The organism is Stenotrophomonas sp. STEN031, from assembly GCF_056759975.1.
Genome location: NZ_JBRREA010000006.1, coordinates 78,686 through 99,203 on the forward strand (window position 1 = coordinate 78,686; position 20,518 = coordinate 99,203).

General features: G+C 65.3%; 19 protein-coding genes. 14 read left to right on the forward strand and 5 right to left on the reverse strand.

Annotation, left to right across the window (positions count from 1 at the left end; genetic code table 11):
• Positions 1–346 precede the first annotated feature (346 nt).
• The 4 genes from ACVOLQ_RS04295 to ACVOLQ_RS04310 form a co-directional block, all read right to left on the reverse strand.
• Entirely contained in the window at positions 347–2,527 is a 2,181-nt protein-coding gene (locus tag ACVOLQ_RS04295; RefSeq protein WP_481527201.1) for a TonB-dependent receptor, read from the reverse strand.
• Positions 2,528–2,937: 410 nt separating this feature from the next.
• The gene (locus ACVOLQ_RS04300; RefSeq protein ID WP_481527202.1) at positions 2,938–3,819 is read right to left on the reverse strand and encodes a LysR family transcriptional regulator; all 882 of its coding nucleotides are present in this window, start codon (positions 3,817–3,819) and stop codon (positions 2,938–2,940) included.
• Positions 3,820–3,954: 135 nt separating this feature from the next.
• A complete protein-coding gene (locus ACVOLQ_RS04305) occupies positions 3,955–6,363 on the reverse strand; it encodes a sodium:solute symporter family protein (RefSeq protein ID WP_481527203.1) in 2,409 nt (802 codons plus the stop codon).
• A gap of 52 nt (positions 6,364–6,415) precedes the next feature.
• Positions 6,416–7,267, reverse strand: coding sequence for an HpcH/HpaI aldolase/citrate lyase family protein (locus ACVOLQ_RS04310; RefSeq protein ID WP_481527204.1), 852 nt, complete (start codon positions 7,265–7,267; stop codon positions 6,416–6,418).
• A gap of 365 nt (positions 7,268–7,632) precedes the next feature.
• Between ACVOLQ_RS04310 and xth the strand changes: the two genes are divergently transcribed.
• Positions 7,633–8,406, forward strand: coding sequence for an exodeoxyribonuclease III (gene xth, locus ACVOLQ_RS04315; protein ID WP_481527205.1), 774 nt, complete (start codon positions 7,633–7,635; stop codon positions 8,404–8,406).
• Between the two features lie 56 nt (positions 8,407–8,462).
• Here the strand turns inward: xth and ACVOLQ_RS04320 are convergent, their stop codons facing one another.
• Complete coding sequence (locus tag ACVOLQ_RS04320; RefSeq protein ID WP_282270042.1) at positions 8,463–8,717, reverse strand: GlsB/YeaQ/YmgE family stress response membrane protein; 255 nt, start codon at positions 8,715–8,717, stop codon at positions 8,463–8,465.
• A 102-nt stretch (positions 8,718–8,819) separates the two neighbouring features.
• Here ACVOLQ_RS04320 and ACVOLQ_RS04325 point away from each other — a divergent pair, with 102 nt between their 5' ends.
• The 13 genes from ACVOLQ_RS04325 (at position 8,820) to ACVOLQ_RS04385 (ending at position 20,497) form a co-directional block, all read left to right on the forward strand.
• Positions 8,820–9,419 carry a 4'-phosphopantetheinyl transferase family protein gene (locus ACVOLQ_RS04325; protein ID WP_481527206.1) on the forward strand — a complete coding sequence of 200 codons (600 nt, stop codon included), beginning with the start codon at positions 8,820–8,822 and terminating at the stop codon, positions 9,417–9,419.
• Positions 9,420–9,517: 98 nt separating this feature from the next.
• The gene (rsmG, locus tag ACVOLQ_RS04330; RefSeq protein ID WP_481527207.1) at positions 9,518–10,159 is read left to right on the forward strand and encodes a 16S rRNA (guanine(527)-N(7))-methyltransferase RsmG; all 642 of its coding nucleotides are present in this window, start codon (positions 9,518–9,520) and stop codon (positions 10,157–10,159) included.
• Positions 10,160–10,601: 442 nt separating this feature from the next.
• Positions 10,602–11,399, forward strand: a complete 798-nt coding sequence (locus tag ACVOLQ_RS04335; RefSeq protein ID WP_282270048.1) for a ParA family protein — start codon at positions 10,602–10,604, stop codon at positions 11,397–11,399.
• Positions 11,399–12,313 (forward strand): ParB/RepB/Spo0J family partition protein, encoded by a 915-nt coding sequence (locus ACVOLQ_RS04340; RefSeq protein ID WP_313172696.1) that lies wholly within the window; start codon positions 11,399–11,401, stop codon positions 12,311–12,313. Before ACVOLQ_RS04335 ends, ACVOLQ_RS04340 begins: the two co-directional genes overlap by 1 nt.
• A 34-nt stretch (positions 12,314–12,347) precedes the next feature.
• Entirely contained in the window at positions 12,348–12,656 is a 309-nt protein-coding gene (locus ACVOLQ_RS04345; protein ID WP_296250089.1) for a helix-hairpin-helix domain-containing protein, read from the forward strand.
• A gap of 39 nt (positions 12,657–12,695) precedes the next feature.
• Complete coding sequence (locus ACVOLQ_RS04350; protein ID WP_481527208.1) at positions 12,696–13,427, forward strand: suppressor of fused domain protein; 732 nt, start codon at positions 12,696–12,698, stop codon at positions 13,425–13,427.
• Positions 13,424–14,389 (forward strand): SDR family NAD(P)-dependent oxidoreductase, encoded by a 966-nt coding sequence (locus ACVOLQ_RS04355; protein ID WP_481527209.1) that lies wholly within the window; start codon positions 13,424–13,426, stop codon positions 14,387–14,389. Before ACVOLQ_RS04350 ends, ACVOLQ_RS04355 begins: the two co-directional genes overlap by 4 nt.
• 72 nt (positions 14,390–14,461) lie before the next feature.
• Complete coding sequence (locus ACVOLQ_RS04360; RefSeq protein ID WP_303748259.1) at positions 14,462–15,184, forward strand: glycosyltransferase family 2 protein; 723 nt, start codon at positions 14,462–14,464, stop codon at positions 15,182–15,184.
• Between the two features lie 2 nt (positions 15,185–15,186).
• On the forward strand, positions 15,187–15,522 hold the full coding sequence (locus ACVOLQ_RS04365; RefSeq protein WP_405051638.1) for a lipid-A-disaccharide synthase N-terminal domain-containing protein: 336 nt from the start codon (positions 15,187–15,189) through the stop codon (positions 15,520–15,522).
• A 109-nt stretch (positions 15,523–15,631) separates the two neighbouring features.
• Entirely contained in the window at positions 15,632–17,416 is a 1,785-nt protein-coding gene (locus ACVOLQ_RS04370) for a DUF885 domain-containing protein (RefSeq protein WP_481527210.1), read from the forward strand.
• Between the two features lie 361 nt (positions 17,417–17,777).
• The gene (locus ACVOLQ_RS04375; protein ID WP_481527211.1) at positions 17,778–18,161 is read left to right on the forward strand and encodes a hypothetical protein; all 384 of its coding nucleotides are present in this window, start codon (positions 17,778–17,780) and stop codon (positions 18,159–18,161) included.
• Between the two features lie 54 nt (positions 18,162–18,215).
• Positions 18,216–19,496, forward strand: coding sequence for a TolC family protein (locus ACVOLQ_RS04380; RefSeq protein ID WP_481527212.1), 1,281 nt, complete (start codon positions 18,216–18,218; stop codon positions 19,494–19,496).
• Positions 19,493–20,497 carry an efflux RND transporter periplasmic adaptor subunit gene (locus ACVOLQ_RS04385; protein ID WP_481527213.1) on the forward strand — a complete coding sequence of 335 codons (1,005 nt, stop codon included), beginning with the start codon at positions 19,493–19,495 and terminating at the stop codon, positions 20,495–20,497. The genes ACVOLQ_RS04380 and ACVOLQ_RS04385 overlap by 4 nt, the downstream gene beginning before the upstream one ends.
• The last annotated feature ends 21 nt before the right edge of the window (positions 20,498–20,518 follow it).

Sequence of the window (20,518 nt, forward strand, 5' to 3'; positions counted from 1 at the left end):
CTCCCGACGCAACTCCCCGACAACAGCAGCCTAGGCGTGCGCAGGAGGGCATTGAAGGCGGGGGGCCTTGCTTCAGACGTGAGGTTTTGTTGCTTGAAACAAGCTGTGGTTTTTTCTTGCGGCGCAACAAGAAAGGTTTTCTTGTTGCTGCAGCCGTTGCTTTTGTAGGAGCGGCGTAAGCCGCGAAGCAGACGACCGTTCCGGCGACGAGGAATCTGCAATTGCAGGATGCGCGGGAGCGGATGCTTCTCCAGCTTCGCGGCTTACGTCGCTCCCACAAACAACAAACATCAAACACAAAAACGGCGCCACAGTTGCCTGTGGCGCCGTCTTCAAGTTGCAGCTATCAGAACTTGATGGTGTGCGACAGCGACACCATCCGGCCGCGGCCGGAGAAGTAGTTCTGCCAGCCCGGCAGCTGCGACCAGGTCAGCACGTACTGCTTGTCGAGCAGGTTCTCGATGCCCAGCGACAGCTGGCCGAAGCGGCCGGTGTCGTAGTTCACGCTGAGGTCCCACAGCGCGTAGCCATAGGTGTTCTCTTCGTTGGCATAGACGTCGCCGTTGGCCGGATTGGTGAAGGTCTCACGCAGATCGCGGTCGAAGGTCTTGCTCACGCCCAGGGTGGCGTTGAGGGTATCGGTCGGGGTCCAGGTCAGCGAGGCATTCACCTTGTCCGGCGAGATGTCCAGGATGCCCATTTCCTTCTTCAGGCCCGAGCCCGGGTAGTACTGGGTCTGGCCACGGATGCGCGAGTACAGGAAGGTGGCCTTCCAGTGCTCGTTGAAGGTCCAGGCGCTGTTCAACTCGAAGCCTTCGATCTCGACCGGTGCGCGGGTCAGGATGAAGTCTTCGGTCACCGGGTCGATGGTCAGGCTGGAGCCGTAGTCCGAGGTGGAACGGTATACCGATGCACCCACCTGGCCCTTGGCACCACGCCAGTTGACGCCGATTTCCTTGTTCTCGGTGATCAGCGGCTGCAGGTCAGCGATGCAGGACACGGCCTTGCACGGGCTGTTGGCCTGGATGTTGCGCAGCGGGATGCCGACGTTGGCGATGCCGAAGCCTTCGGAGTACGAGGCGAACACCGACCACTGGTCGTTGATGCGCCAGATCGCACCGAAGTTGGGCATGTTGGCCTTGTAATCCATCTTGCCGCCCTGCACCGGGGTGTTGTCGCGGTAGGCAACGGTGGTGTAGCTGTTGATCTTCAGCTCACCGTCCTCGCGGCGGATGCCGGCATCCAGGGTCACCGGGCCGATGTCCCAGCTCAGCTGCGCGTACGGCGCCAGGCTGGTGTACTTCATCGGCGGCACCCACAGGCGGTTGGTCAACGCCAGGCGCTGCTCGGCGGTGTCTTCCACCAGGTCCAGGCCGGCACGCAGGCGCAGGCCTTCGACCTTGAACAGGTCGCTATAGGCGTAGCCGAAGCGCAGGCCCTTCTTCTCGCTGTTGATTTCCGACTGGTCCCAGATGCGCTCGGCTTCTGGCGGAGCCGGCTTGGTCAGCTGGCGATCGGCGCCGTTCTCCGGCACGTAGCGCATGGCCTGCTCGGCCCAGTAGGCATCAACGCTCAGGTCGCCGCCGAAGAAATCGGCATTGGTGTACTTCACCGCGAACTGTTCGAAATCGTTGAACTCGGCCAGCGAGCCAGCGATGGAGCCCTTCTCGGCGGTGTTGGTGGTGGGGTTCGGGCACTCCACTGGATCGAAGCGGCAGCCTTCCACCGGGATGTAGTTGTGCTTGCCGCCGATGTGGAAGTTGCTGTAGCTGGCCTGGATGCGCTGCATCTGGTCTTCGCCGAAGTTGTAACCGCCCTTCACGAACAGGTTCTTGCTGTACGAGTCGGACAGCGAGCCGGAGGTGTTCAGGCCAACGCGGCGGCCGTCGCCGTCATAGGAGATGCCGCGGTCGATATAGGCGCCGCTGATCAGGAAGTCAGCCGCATCACCACGGTAGGTGTGGGTGACACCGATCTTGCTCTGGTCGCTGTTGTCCTTGAACTGGGTGCCGTAGCGGGTGTTGATGATGGTCTGGTGGCCATCCACTTCCGGGTTCTTGGACAGGTAGTTGATCACGCCACCGGCGCCACCAATGCCTTCGGCGGCGGACGGGCCGTTGATGACCTCGATGCGGCCGATCACGCCCATGTCGGTGAAGGTGCCATTGCGGTTGCCTTCGCGCAGCGGCGAGCCCTGCGGCACGCCGTCGAACAGGCGCAGCGCGATGCGGCCGCGCAGGGTCTCACCGGAGTTGCTCATCGCCTGCGAGGACTCGGAGTAGCCCGGCACCATGCGTGCGAGCACGGCGGTGGCGTCTTCGGTCAGGTTGAGGGTGCGCTGCACCTGCTCCTGGGTCACCAGGGTGACGGCGCCGGGAACCTTCTCGATGGCGACCGGGGTGCGGCTGCCGGTGACGATCACCTGGTCCAGGTTGGTGGCGGCGTCGCCGGCGTCTTGTGCAAAGGCCGGGCTCATCGCGCTGGCGAGCAGCACGGCGCTGATGGCGGCCGAAAGTGGCTTGATCATGTTGTTCTCTCCCCCAGGTTTGAATGTGTGACGCGACCGGCCTGGGAGCCGGCAGAGCCAAAATGCGATGGGGACTGGCGCCCCTTTGATCCTGCCGTTTGCTGTTTTCGATCCCCGACCAGGCGGGCACCGGACGCAACTCCGACGTTGGGCGAAGCCTAGGCGGCGCCCCGGCGCGATAGAAGCGCACCTGTGTATGTTCAAAGCCTAGGGTTTGTTGCGATTGGCCTTTGCATCGGTAGTGCCGAGCCTTGCTCGGCAAGGGCATTACCCGTAGATCCCCTGTAGTGCCGAGCCATGCTCGGCAGAGGCTCTACCGGTAACGCTCCAGCCGAGCATGGCTCGGCACTACAGGGGATCTACGGGTAATGCCCTTGCCGAGCATGGCTCGGCACTACACGGCATTGCTTTCAATCCGTCGGCTGCAGCAGCGCCGTGCGCGCCTCCTCCAACAACACATTGACCTGGCGCAGGCGCACCGAGGAACGCGACCAGACCATGCCGATGCGGCGTGGCTCGCTGGGTTCGGGCAGGGGAATGCGCACCACCGAAATTCCTTCCGGCCACGGCTTGGCCCAATCCGGCACCAGCGACACACCCAGCCCGCGATCCACCATCACCGCGATCGCATTGAGCGCATTCAGCTCGAACCGTTCACGCGGCACGATGCCGGCCTTGCGCAGGTATTCGTCGGCCTGGCGGCCGCCCCATTCGTGGCGGTCGTAGCGGATCAGCGGTTCCTCGCGCAGCAGCTGGTGCGGGTCGGCGCCGGCCAGGCGCGCCGGTGCCAGCACCACCAGCGGCTCTTCGCGCAGCAGCTGCCAGTCGCAGGTCTTGGGCAGCGAGAACGGTGCCTGCAGCACCATCGCCGCATCCAGGTCACCCGATTCCACCGCGCCATAGAGGTCGGCCGAATAACCGGGTTTGATGAAGACGTTGATCTCGGGGAACTTGGCCACCATCCGCGCCAGGATGTCCGGCACCAGCCCACCGAGCGCGGTAGGGCAGGCGCCCAGCCGCAGTTCGCCGGCCATGCCGCTTTCGTTGGCGACGCTGCGCAGGTCGGCGACGCCACGCAGCAGGTCACGCGCGCGCTGCAGGATGCGCGCACCTTCCTCGGTGACGCTGACGGTGCGGCCAGCGCGGGCGATCAACGGGGCCCCCAGTTCGCGTTCCAGCGTGCGGATCTGCTGGGCGACGGCGGCCGGGGTGATGTGCAGCATGCGCGCCGCCGCGGCCATGGAGCCACGGTCGACCACAGTGACAAAGGTATTGAGGAACTGGGTTTCCACGCGATTAGACCTCTCAGCTGCGCGCCAAACTACACCAGCGGGCCCGTCGAAGCGATGCGACCAAGGTCCCCGCCTTTGCCGAATCTGGCGTCACGCCGCTGTGGGTCTGTCCCGCAGCGGCATGCCAGTCGGTCTTCACACCGCATCCTGCTTGTAGATGGTCAGGCCCTTCAGCGAGCGCTGCGGCGCCGGGAAGAACAGGCTGGCGACATAGCCGATCACGATGCACAGGAAGATCGAGATGGCCAGGTAGAAGTACGGGTGCACCAGGTTGAACCACCAGGCCACGAAGGTCAGCACGATGCTGGTGGCCACGCCAATCGCCACACCCTGCGAATTGGCACGGCGGGTGAACATGCCCAGCGTATAGGCACCGGCAAAGCCACCGCCGAGCAGGCCAGCCAGTTCGATCGATACGTCGAACAGCGAGTGGATGTCGTAGCGGGTCATGATCAGCGCCAGGCCAATGGCGGTCAGGCCGACCATCACCGTGGAGATCTCGGCGAACAGCACGCTCTTGCGCGGGGTGGGGTTCTTGGCGATGCGCTCGTAGAAGTCGACCGAGATCAATGTCGCCACGCTGTTCATGATGCTCGACAAGGTCGCCATCGCCGCGGAGAACACGCCGGCGATGATCAGGCCGGTGACGCCCGGCGGCAGTTCGGCTGCGATGAACAACGGGAAGGTCGCATCGATCGGCAGCAGGGGGTCAAGGCGCTGCGGGTTGTTCTTGTAGAACACCCACAAGGCGGTGCCAATGCCGTAGAAGATGAAACCGCCCGGGATCATGATCGCGGCGAACGCCCAGATCGAACGGCCGGCTTCCTTGTCCGACTTGGTGGCCAGGGTGCGCTGCATCAGCACCTGGTCCTTGGGGAAGGTCAGCACCACGTCGAACACGACCAGGAAGATGAAACCCCACACCGTGGCCTTGGTCAGGTCGAAGCTGAAATCGAACAGCTTGGTCTTGTCTTCCATTGCCGCGGTGCTGACGAACTCACCGAAGCCGCCCTTCAAGGTCCACACGATGAACAGGATGGCGAAGATGGCACCGCCCATCTTCACGATCACCTGCACGAAGTCGGTCCAGATCACCGCCTTCATGCCGCCCATCGCGGTGTAGAGGATGGTGAACACGCCCATCATCATGATGCTCCACACCACGCTGATGCCGGTGATGGTGGCGATGGCCAGCGCCGGCAGGAACAGCACCACGCTCATGCGCGCACCGATCTGCATGACGATGCACAGCGCGCTGGCGAGCATGCGGATGGCCGGATGGAAGCGGGTTTCCAGATAGGAGAACACGCTCATCAGGTCCAGCCGACGCAGCAGGGGCACGATCCACACCGCCACGAACATCAGCCCCAGCACCGCGATCAGGTTGTTGGTCAGGTACTGCCAGTTGGTCTCGAAGGCCTTGGCCGGAATGGCGATGAAGCTGATCGAACTGGTGTTGGTGGCGTACAGGCTGACGCCTGCGGCCCAGAACGGAATGCTGCGGCCACCGACGAAGAAGTCAGCGGTGCTGGCACGCTTCTCGCGGAAGTAGAAGTAGGCGCCCATGCCCAGCATCGCGGCCAGGTAGATGATGATCACCGACCAGTCCAGCCAGCCCAGCAGGTGCTTGCCGCTCTGCAGTTCAAAGGTGTGCAGGCTGCCATCGGCATTTGCCCAGGCCAGGCCGTTGCCCCAGCTGGCGCTGGCCACGGGGGCCTTGGCATCGGTATCGGCCAGATCGGCCCAGGCGCTGGTGATGGTGTGGAAGGTACGCGCGTGGCTGTTGCCGGCCGCGTCGGTCACCTGCATCAACAAGTGTGCCTGGCCGAGTGCACGCAACGAACCCGGGACAACATCGCCACCGATGGCGGGCAATTCATGCCAACCCTTTTCAGCATTCCAGCGCAGCAGCTGCTGAGCACCGTTGTTGCCGACCACCGCATACAGCGCGCCTTTCTGCGCCTGCAGGGCGACAACCGCGGCAGCGCCCGGCCAGATCGGCTGCGGCTGCCACTGCGTGGCATCGGCCGGCTTGCGGTACAACTGGGTTACACCGGTTGCGTCCATGCCGGCCACGAACAGCGTGCCGTCCAGTGCAGCGGCGTGTGCATCGCGCAATGGCGACGGCAGCGCCAGTGACTGGCCCTTGCCCAGCGTCTCGCCCTTGAGCGTGAGCTGCTGCAGCTGAACGCTGTGGCTCGCATCCGGGCCGGTCAATATCCAGGTGCTGGTTCCATTGCGGATGATGTCCTGCACGACCTCGTTGCTGATGCCGGTGGCTGCCGTCCACGCCTTGCCGTTTTTATCCAGGAGCCACGCCTTGTCACCGGAGCGGGCCAGCAGGCGGCCATCGACATCCAGCAACTGCTGTACTGGCGCGGCCTCCGGCAGGGCCGGCAACGCGCCGGACTTTACTGCATTCAAACTCTCGTCGGCGGCCGCGGTGCCGGCCAGTGCCAGCAAGGTGGTGATGACGAGCAGACGGAAGCCGAGCGAGAAGCGGTGCGACAGCGCGGCGAGCGCGGTGGCCATGGGCGTGGGCATGGATGGAATCCCGGTAATGAACGGCGTGGCGGCGAACCGCCAGATGAAAAGATCAGGCGCCCAGGGCGCCGGCGAGCAGGGCTTCGGCCCGGCGCAGATAGGGCACATCGATCATGCGGCCCTCGAACATGAACGCACCGCGGCCCAGATCGCTGGCCGCCTGCGCGGCGGCAACAATACGCCGTGCTTCGTCCAGTTCGGCGTCGGGCACGCTGAAGATCACATTGGCCTGGCCCACCTGGCGCGGATGGATGCAGCTCTTGCCGATATAGCCCAACTGCTGAGCGAGCATGGCCTCGGTACGGAAGCCCTCGGCATCGGCCACATCCGGCCAAGCCCCGTCACAGGCGAACACGCCCGCTTCGGTGGCGGCCATTTTCACCGCGAACAGCACTGCATGCACATTGGCCGGCGTGCGGGCGATGCCATTGGGCGCGAACAGATCGCCCAGACCCAACTGCAGGCCGGCCACGCGCGGATGTGCACCAGCCAGCTCGGCGGCCAGACGCAGACCGCGCGGGGTTTCGATGTTCAGCAGCAGACCGATCGGGCGGGTGACGCCATTGGCGGCCTCGGCGCGTTCCAGCGCAACGACCACCTGACGCACCTGCGCGGCCGATTCCACCTTGGGGATATTCAATAGCCACAGGCCGGGCACCGCCATCGTGGCCAGATCGGCGGCGAAGTGCGGGCTGTCGGTGGCGTTGGTACGGACGATCAGCAGCTTGTTGCTGGCAAGCACATCGGCGCGGGCAAGGAAGCTGGCGATGGCCGCACGCGCCGCCTGTTTGCCAGCCTCGGGGACGGAATCCTCCAGATCGAAGGACAGGGCATCGGCCGCACTGGCCAAGGCCTTGTCGAACAGTTCCGGACGTGCGCCGGGCACAAACAGCTTGCTACGCATGGCTTCCCCTCACTTTGAGAGGCAGTCTGCGCGAATCGGAAGGCTGAAAAAGTGTATTCCCCGACATTCACCCGATAGGTTTTGTTGTGGTTTGCGGGGTTTGGCGGGTGGGGTGAAGGCAACAAAAAGTTGGAAGTCTCCCTTCCCCCTTGCGGGGGAAGGTGCCCGGAGGGCGGAAGGGGGCGCTTTTGACGTTGCCTCAGCTGCGGGAAGGCAAGCCGAAGCGACGGGAGAACCAAAGCCCAAAGCCAAAGCACCCCTCCCCAACCCTCCCCTGCGCCTTTGGCGCAAGGGAGGGGGCTGATTGCTGCCGCCTTCAGGTGAGAGGAGGGGCCATTGGCTCCAGCCCCGGCTAGAATCCCCCCATGAAAATCGCTTCGTGGAACGTCAATTCGCTCAATGTCCGCCTGCCGCACCTGGAACAATGGCTGGCCGACTTTGCCCCCGACGTGGTCGGCATCCAGGAAACCAAGCTGGAGGACCACAAGTTCCCCGATACGCGGCTGCTGGAACTGGGCTACCGCAACGTGTTCGCCGGGCAGAAAACCTATAACGGCGTGGCGCTACTGTCGCGGCATCCGATCGAAGACGTGCAGATCGGTATCCCGGATTTCGAGGACGAGCAGAAGCGGGTGGTCGCCGGCACCGTGAATGGTGTGCGCATCATCAATCTATACGTGGTCAACGGTCAGGACGTGGGCACCGACAAGTACGCCTACAAGCTGCGTTGGCTGGAGGCGGTGCACGCCTGGGTCGCGGCCGAGCTGCAAAAGCATCCGCAGTTGGTGGTGATGGGCGATTTCAACATCGCGCCGGATGACCGTGATGTCTACGATCCGGCGGTGTGGAACGGTGACCACATCCTGACCTCCACCGCCGAGCGTGGGGCGCTGCAGAAGCTGCTGGATCTGGGCCTGCACGACGCTTTCCGCCTGCACAACGATGCCGCTGGCATCTTCAGCTGGTGGGATTACCGCGCGGCCGGTTTTCGTCGTGATCTGGGCCTGCGCATCGACCTGACCCTGGTCTCCGATGCGCTCAAGCCGCGCGCTGCCGCTTCCGGCATCGACCGCGAGCCGCGCACCTGGGAACGCCCCAGTGATCACGCCCCGGCCTGGGTGCAATTGGCACAGGGCTGAAACAACAGGGCCCGGCTGTTGCCAGCCGGGCCTCGGTCGAATCGGCGCCAGAACGGTTAACGCACGCTTTTGCGCGTGAACAGATTGACGATGGCCAGCAGTACCACCGCGCCGACCAGTGACAACAGGAAGGAGCGCACGGTGATCGCACCATTGATGCTGCCGCCGCTGAAGAAGAAGCCGGCGATCATGGCGCCAACGATGCCCACCACGATGTTCAGGATGATGCCCTGCTGCGCATCGCGGCGCATGATGATGCTGGCCAGCCAACCCACGACGCCACCAATAATCAACCAGATGATGATGCCCATGCGCGAACCTCCCTGCCGTGAAGCACCCCGAAAGGTGCGGTGGCGACAGTCAACGCGCAGTGGCGTTAAGAACATGTTTGTCCGGGCAGGGGCCTGTTCAGCATGAGCCCCGCTGGTCGCCATTGGCAGTTTGGTCAGGTGGAGGTGTGGCTGTTGCCGCATACCCCTGGAACCCGCGGTGAGCCGCAGGCCCGCGAGGTGCTGGCCGGTGTTTTCGACACCACGCCCGAGACCTTGCCGCTGACCCGCGATGAGCGCAGCCGGCCCTGGCTGATCGGCGAACTGGCGCATTACGGCACCGGTTGGAGCCATAGCGGCGGGCATCTGCTGGTGGCGCTGGGCGAGGGGGCACGCCTGGGCGTGGACCTGGAGCGGCAGCGGCCGCGCAAGCAGATGCGCGAGGTGATCCGTCGTTTCTTCCACCCGGAGGAGATTGCCTGGCTGGATGCGCTGGACGACAGCGGCTGCGAGCACTGGTTTTTCCGCGTGTGGTGCGCCAAGGAGGCGCTGCTGAAGGCGCACGGGCATGGCATTTCATTCGGGCTGGAGAAGCTGCGCTTTGCCCCGGATGCGACGGGGGCCTTGCAGCTGGTGTGGTGCGACCCAGGACTTGGCGATGCGGCGCGCTGGCATCTCCATGAGTGGCAGGCGACGGAGGATTTCCGCGCTGCGCTGGCGTGGTACCCCATTGAGCAGGAGTGAGTGAAGAGGAGTAAGGAGCGAGAAGGCACGGCTTCTGCTGTTGCTCTCTCCTTCCTCACTCCTCTTCACTCGTTCTGCTCTTTGCGATAATCCCCGCCATGAACGACACCACTCTCCCGCGCGAAGTCGCCAGCGACCTCGACCACGGCTTGAAGGCCATGGGTCTGGACGCCGCTTTGGCCAAGCCCCTGCTGGCCTACCTGACCCTGCTGGTGCGCTGGAATCGCACCTACAATCTCACCGCCATCCGCGACCCGCGCGAAATGGTCACCCGGCATCTGCTCGACTCGCTGGCCATGGCCGCGCATGTCAGCAGCGGGAGCCTGGCCGATCTGGGCACCGGTCCTGGTTTGCCCGGCATTCCGTTGGCGATCACCCATCCACAGCTGCAGGTGACCCTGGTCGAGAGCAATGGCAAGAAGGCCCGCTTCATGCGTGAGGCCGTGCGCCAGCTTGGTCTGGGCAATGCCCGCGTCGCCGAATCCCGCGCCGAAGCGCTGGACGAGCCGGGTGCTTACGACAACCTCACCGCCCGTGCCATGGATACCCTGGCCGGCATCATCGAGGTTGGCGGTCATCTGCTGCGTCCCGGCGGCCAGTTGCTGGCGATGAAGGGGGTGTACCCGCACGAAGAGATCGCCCAGCTGCCGGCTGGCTGGCAGGTGCTGGAAGTACGCCCGCTGCAGGTGCCGGGACTGGTTGGTGACCGGCATCTGGTGGTGGTGGAGCGCAAGGGCTAGAGCTGTAGTGCCGAGCCATGCTCGGCAAGGGGCTTTACCGGCCGAGGCCAAAAGCTGCCCTCACCCCAACCCCTCTCCCGCAAGCGGGAGAGGGGCTTTGAGCAAGAGCAGGCGCGTAGTGCCGAGCCATGCTCGGCAGGGGCTTTACCAGCCAAGACCAGAAGCTACCCCTCCCCAGCCCTCCTCTTGGCTGCGCCAAAGGGAGGGGGCTGAAGCGGTAGTGCCGAGCCATGCTCGGCAGGGGGCTTTACCGGCCAAGATCAAAAGCTCCCCCTCCCCAACCCTCCCCTTGGCTGCGCCAAAGGGAGGGGGCACGGCCAAAGCAGGGCAAATCAGGGCACATTCCCGCCCCAAAGCCGCCCGTAACCCGGAAACCGATTTCCGCCTGCGCGCCGCTACCCCCATAATGACCAGTCCAACTTCGCCAACGAGGCTCTCCTGCATGGCTCGCATCATCGCCATCGCCAACCAGAAAGGCGGCGTCGGCAAGACCACGACGGCTGTCAATCTGGCTGCTTCCCTTGCCGCCGCGCCCAAGCGCGTGCTGCTGGTCGACCTGGACTCGCAGGGCAACGCGACCATGGGCAGTGGTGTGGACAAGCGTGAGGTGGCTGCGTCCACCTGTGACCTGCTGCTGGGTGAGGTCACCGCCGCCGAAGTGCGCGTCACCACGCCGGAAGGCTTCGACCTGCTGCCAGGCAACATCGACCTGACCGCGGCCGAGATCCAGCTGATGGACCAGGGCGAGCGTGAGCAGCGCCTCAAGCGCGCGCTGGCACCCATCCGCGATCAATACGACTACATCCTGATCGATTGCCCGCCGGCGCTGTCGCTGCTGACGCTGAACGCGCTGGCCGCCGCCGACTCGGTGATCGTGCCGATGCAGTGCGAGTACTACGCGCTGGAAGGCCTGAGCGCGCTGGTCGAGACCATCGATGCGCTGAAGATCAACCTCAATCCGGCGCTGGAGATCGAAGGCGTGCTGCGCACCATGTTCGACGTGCGCAACAACCTGGCCAACGCGGTGTCGGCGCAGCTCACCGAGTACTTCGGCGACCGCGTGTTCCGCACCATCGTGCCGCGCAACGTGCGCCTGGCCGAGGCGCCCAGCCACGGCCAGAGCATCGTCGGCTATGACCGCGCCTCGCGCGGTGGCGTGGCCTACCTGGGCCTGGCCGGCGAGATCATCCGCCGCAACAACGAACGCAAGCAGCCCTCCCGGGCCGTGGAGGCTGTCTGATGAGTGCAGCGAAAAAGCGCGGTCTTGGCCGTGGTCTTGATGCCCTGCTGGGCCCGAAGGGCGCAGTCACCCCGGTCACCGTCGCTGCCGTCGCCGAGCCGCAACCCGGCGAAGTGCTGCGCAAGCTGCCCATCGACCAGCTGCAACCCGGCAAGTACCAGCCGCGTCGCGACATGGACGAGGGCAAGCTGGCCGAACTGGCCGAGTCGATCAAGGCACAGGGCATCATCCAGCCCATCCTGGTGCGCCAGATCGAGGGCGGCAGCTACGAAATCATCGCCGGTGAACGCCGTTGGCGCGCGTCGCGCCTGGCCGGGCTGGACGAAGTGCCGGTGGTGGTGCGCGAGCTGGAAGACCGCACCGTCATCGCGATGGCGCTGATCGAGAACATCCAGCGCGAAGACCTCAACCCGCTGGAGGAAGCCGAAGCTTTGGCACGGCTGGTCAGCGAGTTCTCGCTGACCCATGCCGAAGCTGCGCAGGCGGTTGGCCGCTCGCGTGCCTCGGTATCCAACCTGCTGCGCCTGATCGATCTGCCGATCGGCGTGCGCGTGCTGCTGGAAACCCGCCGCCTGGAAATGGGCCATGCCCGCGCGCTGCTGACGCTGGCGCCGGAACTGGCCACCAAGTTGGCCGAAGAGGCCGCCGAGCAGGGCTGGTCGGTGCGTGAAGTGGAACACCGCGCCCAGCAGTTCGCCGCCGGCAAGGTGCCGGGTGCACGCAAGGCCAAGCCGGCGCCGAGCGCGCCGCAGGCCGATATTGCATCACTGGAGACCGAGCTGTCCGAGTCGCTGGGCGCCAAGGTGGCGATCAGCCACGGCCGTGGCGGCAAGGGCAAGCTGGTCATCCACTACACCGATCTGGACACGCTGGACGGCGTGCTGGAGCGGCTGCGCGTCCGCCAGAACGGCTGACGCAGTTCTTCCCCAACGAGGTGCATGCAAGGCAATGAACCCCACCAAGGTCGACCGCAATCATCTATTGCGTCTGACCGACCTGCCGAATGTCGGGCCGGCCTGTGAAAAGGATCTCCGTCTGATCGGGATCCGGGTTCCCGCGCACCTGCGCGGGCGTGATCCTTACGATATGTATGCGCAGCTATGCCTGAAGACCGGCGTGGTGCACGATCCCTGCGTGATCGATGTCTTCCTGTCGGTGGTGCGCTTCATGGGCGGCGATGCGCCGCAGCCGTGGTGGGCGTACAGCAAGGAACGCAAGGAAACCCTGGCCAAGGACGCGCCGCTCACCCTGTGGTGAGGCAGGGGCGATGCTCGTGGCCACCAACCGGAGCAGTGCATGAGCAACACAGGCGACGAAATGAGCCCGGGCGGCAGCCGCATCCTGGACCACGGCCAGGCCAATGATTTCGAGCCCGCACACGGCCATTCGCACGTTGCGGCTATCAGCGCGCACATCGAGCACCATCTCGGGCCGATAACCAACGTGTTGCATGAAATCGTCTCCGATACCGTGCGCGTGGACATCCATGTGGTGCCGCCGTGCGGGGACTGCCCGAATACGCGCCTGGTGACTTCCGGCATGAGCGATCTGCCGATGCAACTGCCGGATGATGCCGAGGTCTCGCCCTACCTGGAGTTGATGCTGACCCTGCCGGGCGACTGGCCGCTGGATCACGCGCAGTTGCAGGACGAGCGCCATTACTGGCCCATCCGCCTGCTCAAGACGCTGGCGCGGCTGCCGCACAAGCACAACACCTGGCTGGGCCTGACCCATACTGTGCCCAACGGCGATCCGGCCCAGCCGTACGCGCCCGGCGTGGCGTTCGATGGTGCGATCCTGCTGCTGGCGCTGTCGGCACCGGAAGACTTCGACACCCTGGTGGTCGATGACGACACCAGCATCGAGTTCTTGTCGGTGGTGCCGTTGTACCCGCAGGAAATGGCCTTGAAACTGCGCGAAGGTGCCGATGCGCTGATCGACCTGCTGAGCGACAACGACATCGGTGATGTCATCGAGCCGGGCCGGCATAATCCGGCCCGCGAACACCTGTCCGGACTTCCTGCATGACCATTCTTGTTACCGGCGCCGCAGGTTTCATCGGCGCTTACACCTGCCAGGCACTGGCCGCCCAAGGCGAGCGCGTGGTCGGGCTGGACAACTACAACGACTACTACGATCCGCAGCTCAAGCGTGACCGCGTCGCCGCCCTGTGCCCGCAGCTGGATATGCGCGCGCTGGACATCACCGATCGCGACGGCCTGGCTGCGCTGTTCGATGAAATCCAGCCGACCCAAGTGATCCACCTGGCCGCGCAGGCCGGCGTGCGCTATTCGCTGGAAAACCCGCACGCCTACGTCGACAGCAACCTGGTTGGCTTCGTCAACATGCTGGAGCTGTGCCGCCACCGCGGCGTGCAGCACCTGGTGTATGCATCCAGCAGCTCGGTGTATGGCAACTCGGCTACGCCGCCGTTCTCCGAAGACCAGCGCGTGGACCAGCCGCGCTCGCTGTATGCGGCCACCAAGGCCGCCAACGAACTGATGGCCTATACCTATGCGCAGCTGTACGGCCTGAAGGCCACCGGCCTGCGTTTCTTCACGGTCTATGGTCCTTGGGGCCGGCCGGACATGGCGCCGCTGCTGTTCGCGCGCGCGGTGCTGGCCGGGCGCAGCATCGATGTGTTCAACAACGGCCACATGCGGCGTGACTTCACACATGTTTCCGACATCGTCGCCGGTATCCTCGGGGCGCTGTCGTATCCCTCCGCCCAGGCCACACCCCACCAGGTGTTCAACCTGGGCAACCACACCCCGGTGGAACTGGAATACTTCATCGACGTGATCGCCTCGGCCGCGGGGCTCCCGGTGCACAAGGTCTACAAGCCGATGCAGCCGGGCGACATGGTGGAAACCATGGCCGACACCGCGCGCGCCCAGGCGGCGTTCGGCTATGCGCCGAGCACGCCGATCGAGCTGGGCCTGCCGCCGGTGGTGGAGTGGTGCCGCAACTACTTCGGGTCAAGCGCCTGACTCACCTTCCGCTAAGTTGAGTTTTGGAAAATGCGTGACCTTTCTTCAAATGCACAACCTGCGGAACCAGCAATGAACCAGCCCAGCCTCTCGGTGGTTGTTCCCGTCTTCAACGAACGCGACAACGTCGCGCCGCTGGTCAATGAAATAACCGCTGCATTACGTGGCCAGATCGATTTCGAGATCGTCTACGTCGACGACAATTCCAAGGACGACAGCCTGCAGGTGCTGCAGGCGCTGAAGGCCACCAACCCCGAGCTGCGGGTGCTGCACCATGTCAGCCAGAGCGGGCAGAGCACGGCAGTGCGCACCGGCGTCAAGGCCGCGCGCGCGCCGTGGATCGCCACCCTCGATGGCGACGGCCAGAACGACCCGGCTGATATCCCCAAGCTGCTGGCCGCACGCGCCAAGGCCGATGCGCAGGTGCGGCTGTTTGCCGGCTGGCGCGTCAACCGCCAGGACTCGGGCAGCAAGCGCTGGGCCAGCAAGTGGGCCAATGCCATCCGCGCGCGCATGCTGCGCGATGACACCCCGGATACCGGCTGCGGCATCAAGCTGTTCGAGCGCGCCGCCTTCCTCGACCTGCCGTACTTCGACCACATGCACCGCTACCTGCCGGCGCTGATGCAGCGTGCCGGCTGGAAGACGGTGAGCGTGCCGGTCAACCATCGCCATCGCACCGCCGGCGTGTCCAAGTACAACAACCTCGGCCGCGCGCTGGTCGGCATCCGCGACCTGCGTGGCGTGGCCTGGTTGATCACCCGTTCCAAGCGCACCGCGGTGGAAGAGGTCTGAGCATGGATTTCATGAACCAACCGCTGGTGTGGCTGGAGTGGACCGGCGTGCACATGTCGCCGTGGAAGCTGATCGGCCTGACCGGCGCGTTGATGTTCGGCGGCCGCTGGCTGGTGCAGTTCGTCGCCTCGCGCCGCGCCGGCAAGCCGGTGATCCCGCGCCTGTTCTGGTACATGAGCGTGCTCGGCAGCCTGATGACGCTGAGCTACTTCCTGTTCTCGTCCAAGCAGGATGCGGTGGGTGTGGTGCAGAATCTGTTCCCCGCGTTCACCGCGCTCTACAGCCTGCGCCTGGATATCAAGCACCGTGGCTGGCAGCGCGACAAAGCCGGTCACTGAGCGGGCGACTGTGCCCAAATCCGGCGGTTTGCCGCCCGAATCCGTCTAGGTCGGGCGGCAGCTTCAATGCGATGATCGGGGTGAATGAACCACCTGGGGAATACCGATCGTGAAATCGCCGTTGACCGTTGCGCTGCTGCTCACCCTTGGCCTGAGCGCCACCCCGGCCTTTGCCGCCGCACCGTCGGCCCCGGCCACGCTGGCCACCCAATCGCTGGATGACCAGTTCAAGGCCATCTATGAGAAGGAGTGGGCCTGGCGCCAGACCGGCGGAGGTGAAGCCAGCGAAGACAGCGACGCCCCGGCCAACAGCACGCGCCTGCCCGACGTCAGCGCCGAAGCACAGCAGGCGCGCCTGAAGGTGTGGGATGGGGTGCTGAAGCAGCTCGAGGCCATCGACCCGAGCAAACTCTCGGCCGAGAACCAGATCAACTACGCCATCTATCTGTACCAGGTCGAAAGCCTGGCCGATGAAGTGCGTCTGGGCAGCTACGAGATGCCGTTCAATTCGGATTCCTCGTTCTGGTCCAATCTCAGCTTCATGGCGCGCCGTGAGATGAAGACGGCGGAGGACTACCGCAACTACATCGCGCGCTTGAATGATGTGCCGCGTTACTTCGACCAGCAGATGGTCAATATGCGCGCCGGCCTTGCCCGTGGCTTCAGCGTGCCGCGTGCGGTGCTGGAAGGGCGCGACGTCTCCATCTCGACCGTGGCCGAGCTGAAGGACCCAACCGAGTCACCGTTGTACGAGCCGTTGAAGAAGCTGCCCAGCAGCATTCCGGCGGCCGAGCAGGCCAAGCTGCAGGCCGATGCCAGGCAGGCCATCAGCGGCAGCGTGGTGCCGGCCTTCGGCAAGCTGCTGACCTTCTACCGGCAGGAATACGTGCCGCAGTCGCGCACCACCCTGGCGGCCGAGAAAATGCCGGGCGGCAAGGAGTTCTACCGCCAGCAGATACGCGAATACACCACGCTGGACCTGAGCCCGCAGCAGATCCATGCGCAGGGCCTGGCCGAGGTGAATCGCATCCAGCAGGAAATGAACGCCATCATCGACAAGGTGGGCTTCAAGGGTAAGAGCGAGCAGACCCGCTTCGCCGACTTCCTCGAGTTCCTGCGTACCGACCCGCAGTTCTACGCCAAGACGCCGGACGAACTGCTGTGGCGTGCAGCGTGGATCTCCAAGCGCGTGGACGGCGTGATCGGCAAGTACATGACCTTGCCGCGCGCGCGCTTCACCATCGTGCCGGTGCCGCCGGATATCGCCCCGTTCTGGACCGCCGGCCGCGGCGGCATGGGCACCTACTGGCTCAATACCTACAACCTGCCGGCGCGCCCGCTGTACAACCTGCCGGCCCTGACCCTGCATGAGTCCGACCCCGGCCACGCCCTGCAGGGCGCACTCGCCGCCGAGCAGACCGGCCAGCCCGAGTTCCGCCGCACTGCGTATATCTCGGCCTATGGCGAAGGCTGGGGCCTGTACACCGAGAAGCTCGGCGTCGACATGGGCATCTACCAGACCCCATATGAAGACTTTGGCCGCCTGACCTATGAAATGTGGCGTGCCTGCCGCCTGGTGATCGACACCGGCGTGCACCACTACGGTTGGGATCGCGACCGCGCGATTGCCTACCTGCGTGACCACACCGCGCTGAGCGAGCACGAAGTCACCACCGAAGTGGACCGCTACATCTCCTGGCCGGCGCAGGCACTGAGCTACAAGTTGGGCGAGATCACCATCGTCAAGCTGCGTGCACAGGCCGAGAAGGAACTGGGCGACAAGTTCGACATCAAGGGCTTCCACGACGCCGTACTCAAGCAGGGCTCGGTGCCGCTGCCGGTGCTGGAGCAGCAGATCAACGCTTACATCGCCGAGCGTAAGGCGGCGAAGTAAAGCCTTGCCCCCTCCCTTGCGCAACGCGCAGGGGAGGGTCGGGGAGGGGTGCTCTTGGCAGAAATCCCAGGCGATAAGCCAAAGCCACCCCTCTCCCCAACCCCTCTCCCGCAAGGGGAGAGGGGCTTTAGAACGCTGCGAGCGCAAGCACCGTCTGTAATTGCAGCTGTAGCCCCTCTCCCCTCGCGGGAGAGGGGTTGGGGAGAGGGGGAACACCGCAGGTGCAACCGCAACAAGCAAAGCCACCCCCTCCCCGCCTCCCCCTTGGCTACGCCAAAGGGGAGGGGCAACAGCGCACAGCTGAACCGCCGCAACCACACTGCGATTGTGTAACCCATCGAGCACCGGCTAACCTGCGCCGATGCTGCACGCCCTGCGCCACCGTCGCCTCCACCTGCTACGCCTGCTGATGCTGGCGCTGGTTGGCCTTGGCGTATTCGGCACTTCGCTGGCCGCAGCACTGACCGACATCCACATGCTGGCGCACACCGACATCGGTGCCGACGTGCACGAGCACGACGACAGCAAGCTGGCCACGGCCCCGGATGCCGAGGACAGCGCCAACGCCCTGCTGCATGCCTTGGTGCACTGCGTGGACTGCCACGGTCACGGCGGCGTGCTGCCAACTGTCACTCCCGCCTGGATCGTGGCATCACCGCCTGCACAGCAGGCTGTGGCCATCCTCGGCACGCAAGCGGTCATGCACCCGACCGAGAGCCTGTTCCGCCCCCCGATAGCCGTCTGACGTCCCGGCCCCTTGGCCGGTCCCCACGTCTGAACCTGCTATCTGGAGAAACCCATGTGGATGCGCCTGGCGGCTGTTGTCGCCTTTGCGCTGGTGCCGCGCGCGTATGCGCAGGTGCCGGCGTCTGCTGTGCCGTTGACGCTGGACGATGCCATCGTCCGCGTTGCCCTTGATCACCCTGAGCTGCGTCTGATCGATGCGCAGCGTCCTGTACTTGAAGCCCGCCGCGATGCGGCGTTGCTGCGCCCGCCGATGCAGCTGGGCGTGGAACTGGAGAACCTGCTCGGCAGCGGTGATACCCGCGGCGTGCAGGGCGCCGAGGCGACCGTCAGCCTGTCCGGTGTGCTGGAACGCGGCGACAAACTCGATGCGCGGCGCATGCTGGCCCAGGCCAATATCGATGCATTGGCCCCGCAACGCGCCACCGCCAGGCTGGATCTGCTTGCCGAAACCGCGCGCCGCTACCTCGCCGTAGCGCAGGCGCAAGCAGCGCTGCAGATCGCCAATACCGATATCGAGCAGCGCCGCCGCGCCGTCGCCGCCGCGCGCCTGCGTCTGCAGGCCGGTGCTTCACCGGAGTCGGTGCTGTTCACCGCGCAGGCGATGCTGGCGCAGGCAGAACTGGATCGCGATCGTGCCATCGAGGAAGCCAGCGCCGCGCGGCTGTCGCTGGCTGCGCTGTGGGGTGCGCGTACGCCTGACTTCAAGGCAGTGAGTGGCGATGCGCTGCAATTGCCGGCATTGCGCGAGTTCGCATTGCTCAATGAGGACCTGCAACGCGCACCGGAGCTGGCCGAACTGCTGGGCGAGCAGCGCATCCGCGAGGCCCAGCTGCAGCTGGTGCGCACCCGCAGCCGTCCGGATTGGAACTGGCAGGTAGGCGTGCGCAACAGCCGCGCCGACAACGCCACCTCGCTGGTCGGCGGCTTCAGCATTCCACTGGGCAGCGCCCGCCGCGCCGCGCCGGAAATCCGCGAGGCCGAAGCCGATCTCGCCCTGCTGCCGTATCAACGCCAGGCCCGCCAGCAACAGCTGTACGCCACCCTGGCCGAGGCGCACGGGCGCTATGTCACCGCGCGTCTGGAAGTACAGCGCATGCAGGCTGACGTGCTGCCGCAGTTGCAGAAGGCCGAGCGTGCCGCCGAGCAGGCATGGCGCGCCGGTGCCGCCAGTTACATGGAGTGGGCGCAGCTGCAGGCCATGCGCATTGAATCGCGCCAGCGCCAGTTGGACGCCGCCATCGCCGCACAGACCGCGCTGATCGAGATCCAGCGCCTCACCGGCCAGGGAATGCTGGCCACCGATGCAACCGTTGCCGTGGAGAACGCAGGATGAGCCGTCCGATCAATGTTGTCGCTGCCGGCGTGCTGGCAATGAGTCTGTTGCTGGTCGGCTGCGGTACCAAGCCGGCGCCTGAGGCCAGCGCTGGCGCCGCAGAAGAAGCGGGCCACGATCACGATGAAGAAAAGGCCGGCGAAGCAGACGCTCACGCCCATGAGGCGGGCGAGGAAGCGGACGCCGACCGCACCACCATCAAGGCCGCGATGGCCGAGCAGGCCGGCATCCGCAGCGCCGCCGCGCAGGCCGGCACCATCGCCGACGAGCATGAGGTGCAGGGCCTGCTGACGCCGGTGGATGGGCGGGTGGCGCAGGTGATGGCGCGCTTCCCCGGCCCGATCCGTTCGCTGCGGGCCAATGTGGGCGATCGCGTCAGCGCCGGCCAGACCCTGGCCAGCATCGACAGCAATCTCAGCCTGACCACCTACAGCATCAGCGCGCCGATCAGCGGCGTGGTGCTGTCGCGGCAGGCGCAGGTGGGTGCGGTTGCAGGCGAGGGCACACTGCTGTTCGAGATCGGCGACCTGTCCGAGCTGTGGGTTGACCTGCATATCTTCGGCAACGACACCCAGCACATCACCGCCGGCGTGCCGGTCACGGTCACCCGCATGACCGATGGCGTCAGCCAGAGCACCACGCTGGAGCGCGTGCTGCCCGGCACCGCCACTGCAAGCCAGAGCACCGTGGCCCGTGCCAGCGTGCGCAATGACGATGGCTTGTGGCGGCCCGGTGCGGCGGTGAAGGCGCGCATCGTGGTGGCAATGCAGCCGGCAGCGGTGGTCGTGCCGCTTTCCGCGCTGCAGACCATGGAAGGCCGCGAGGTGGTGTTCGTGCGTGACGGCGACACCTATACCGCACGCCCGGTGGTGCTGGGCGCACGCGATGCCGGCAAGGTCGAGGTCAAGGACGGGCTGCGCGTTGGCGAGCAGGTCGTGGTCGAGCAGAGTTATGTGGTCAAGGCCGATATCGGCAAGGCGGGGGCTGCGCATGAACATTGATCATCGTCGCTTCCAACGCGG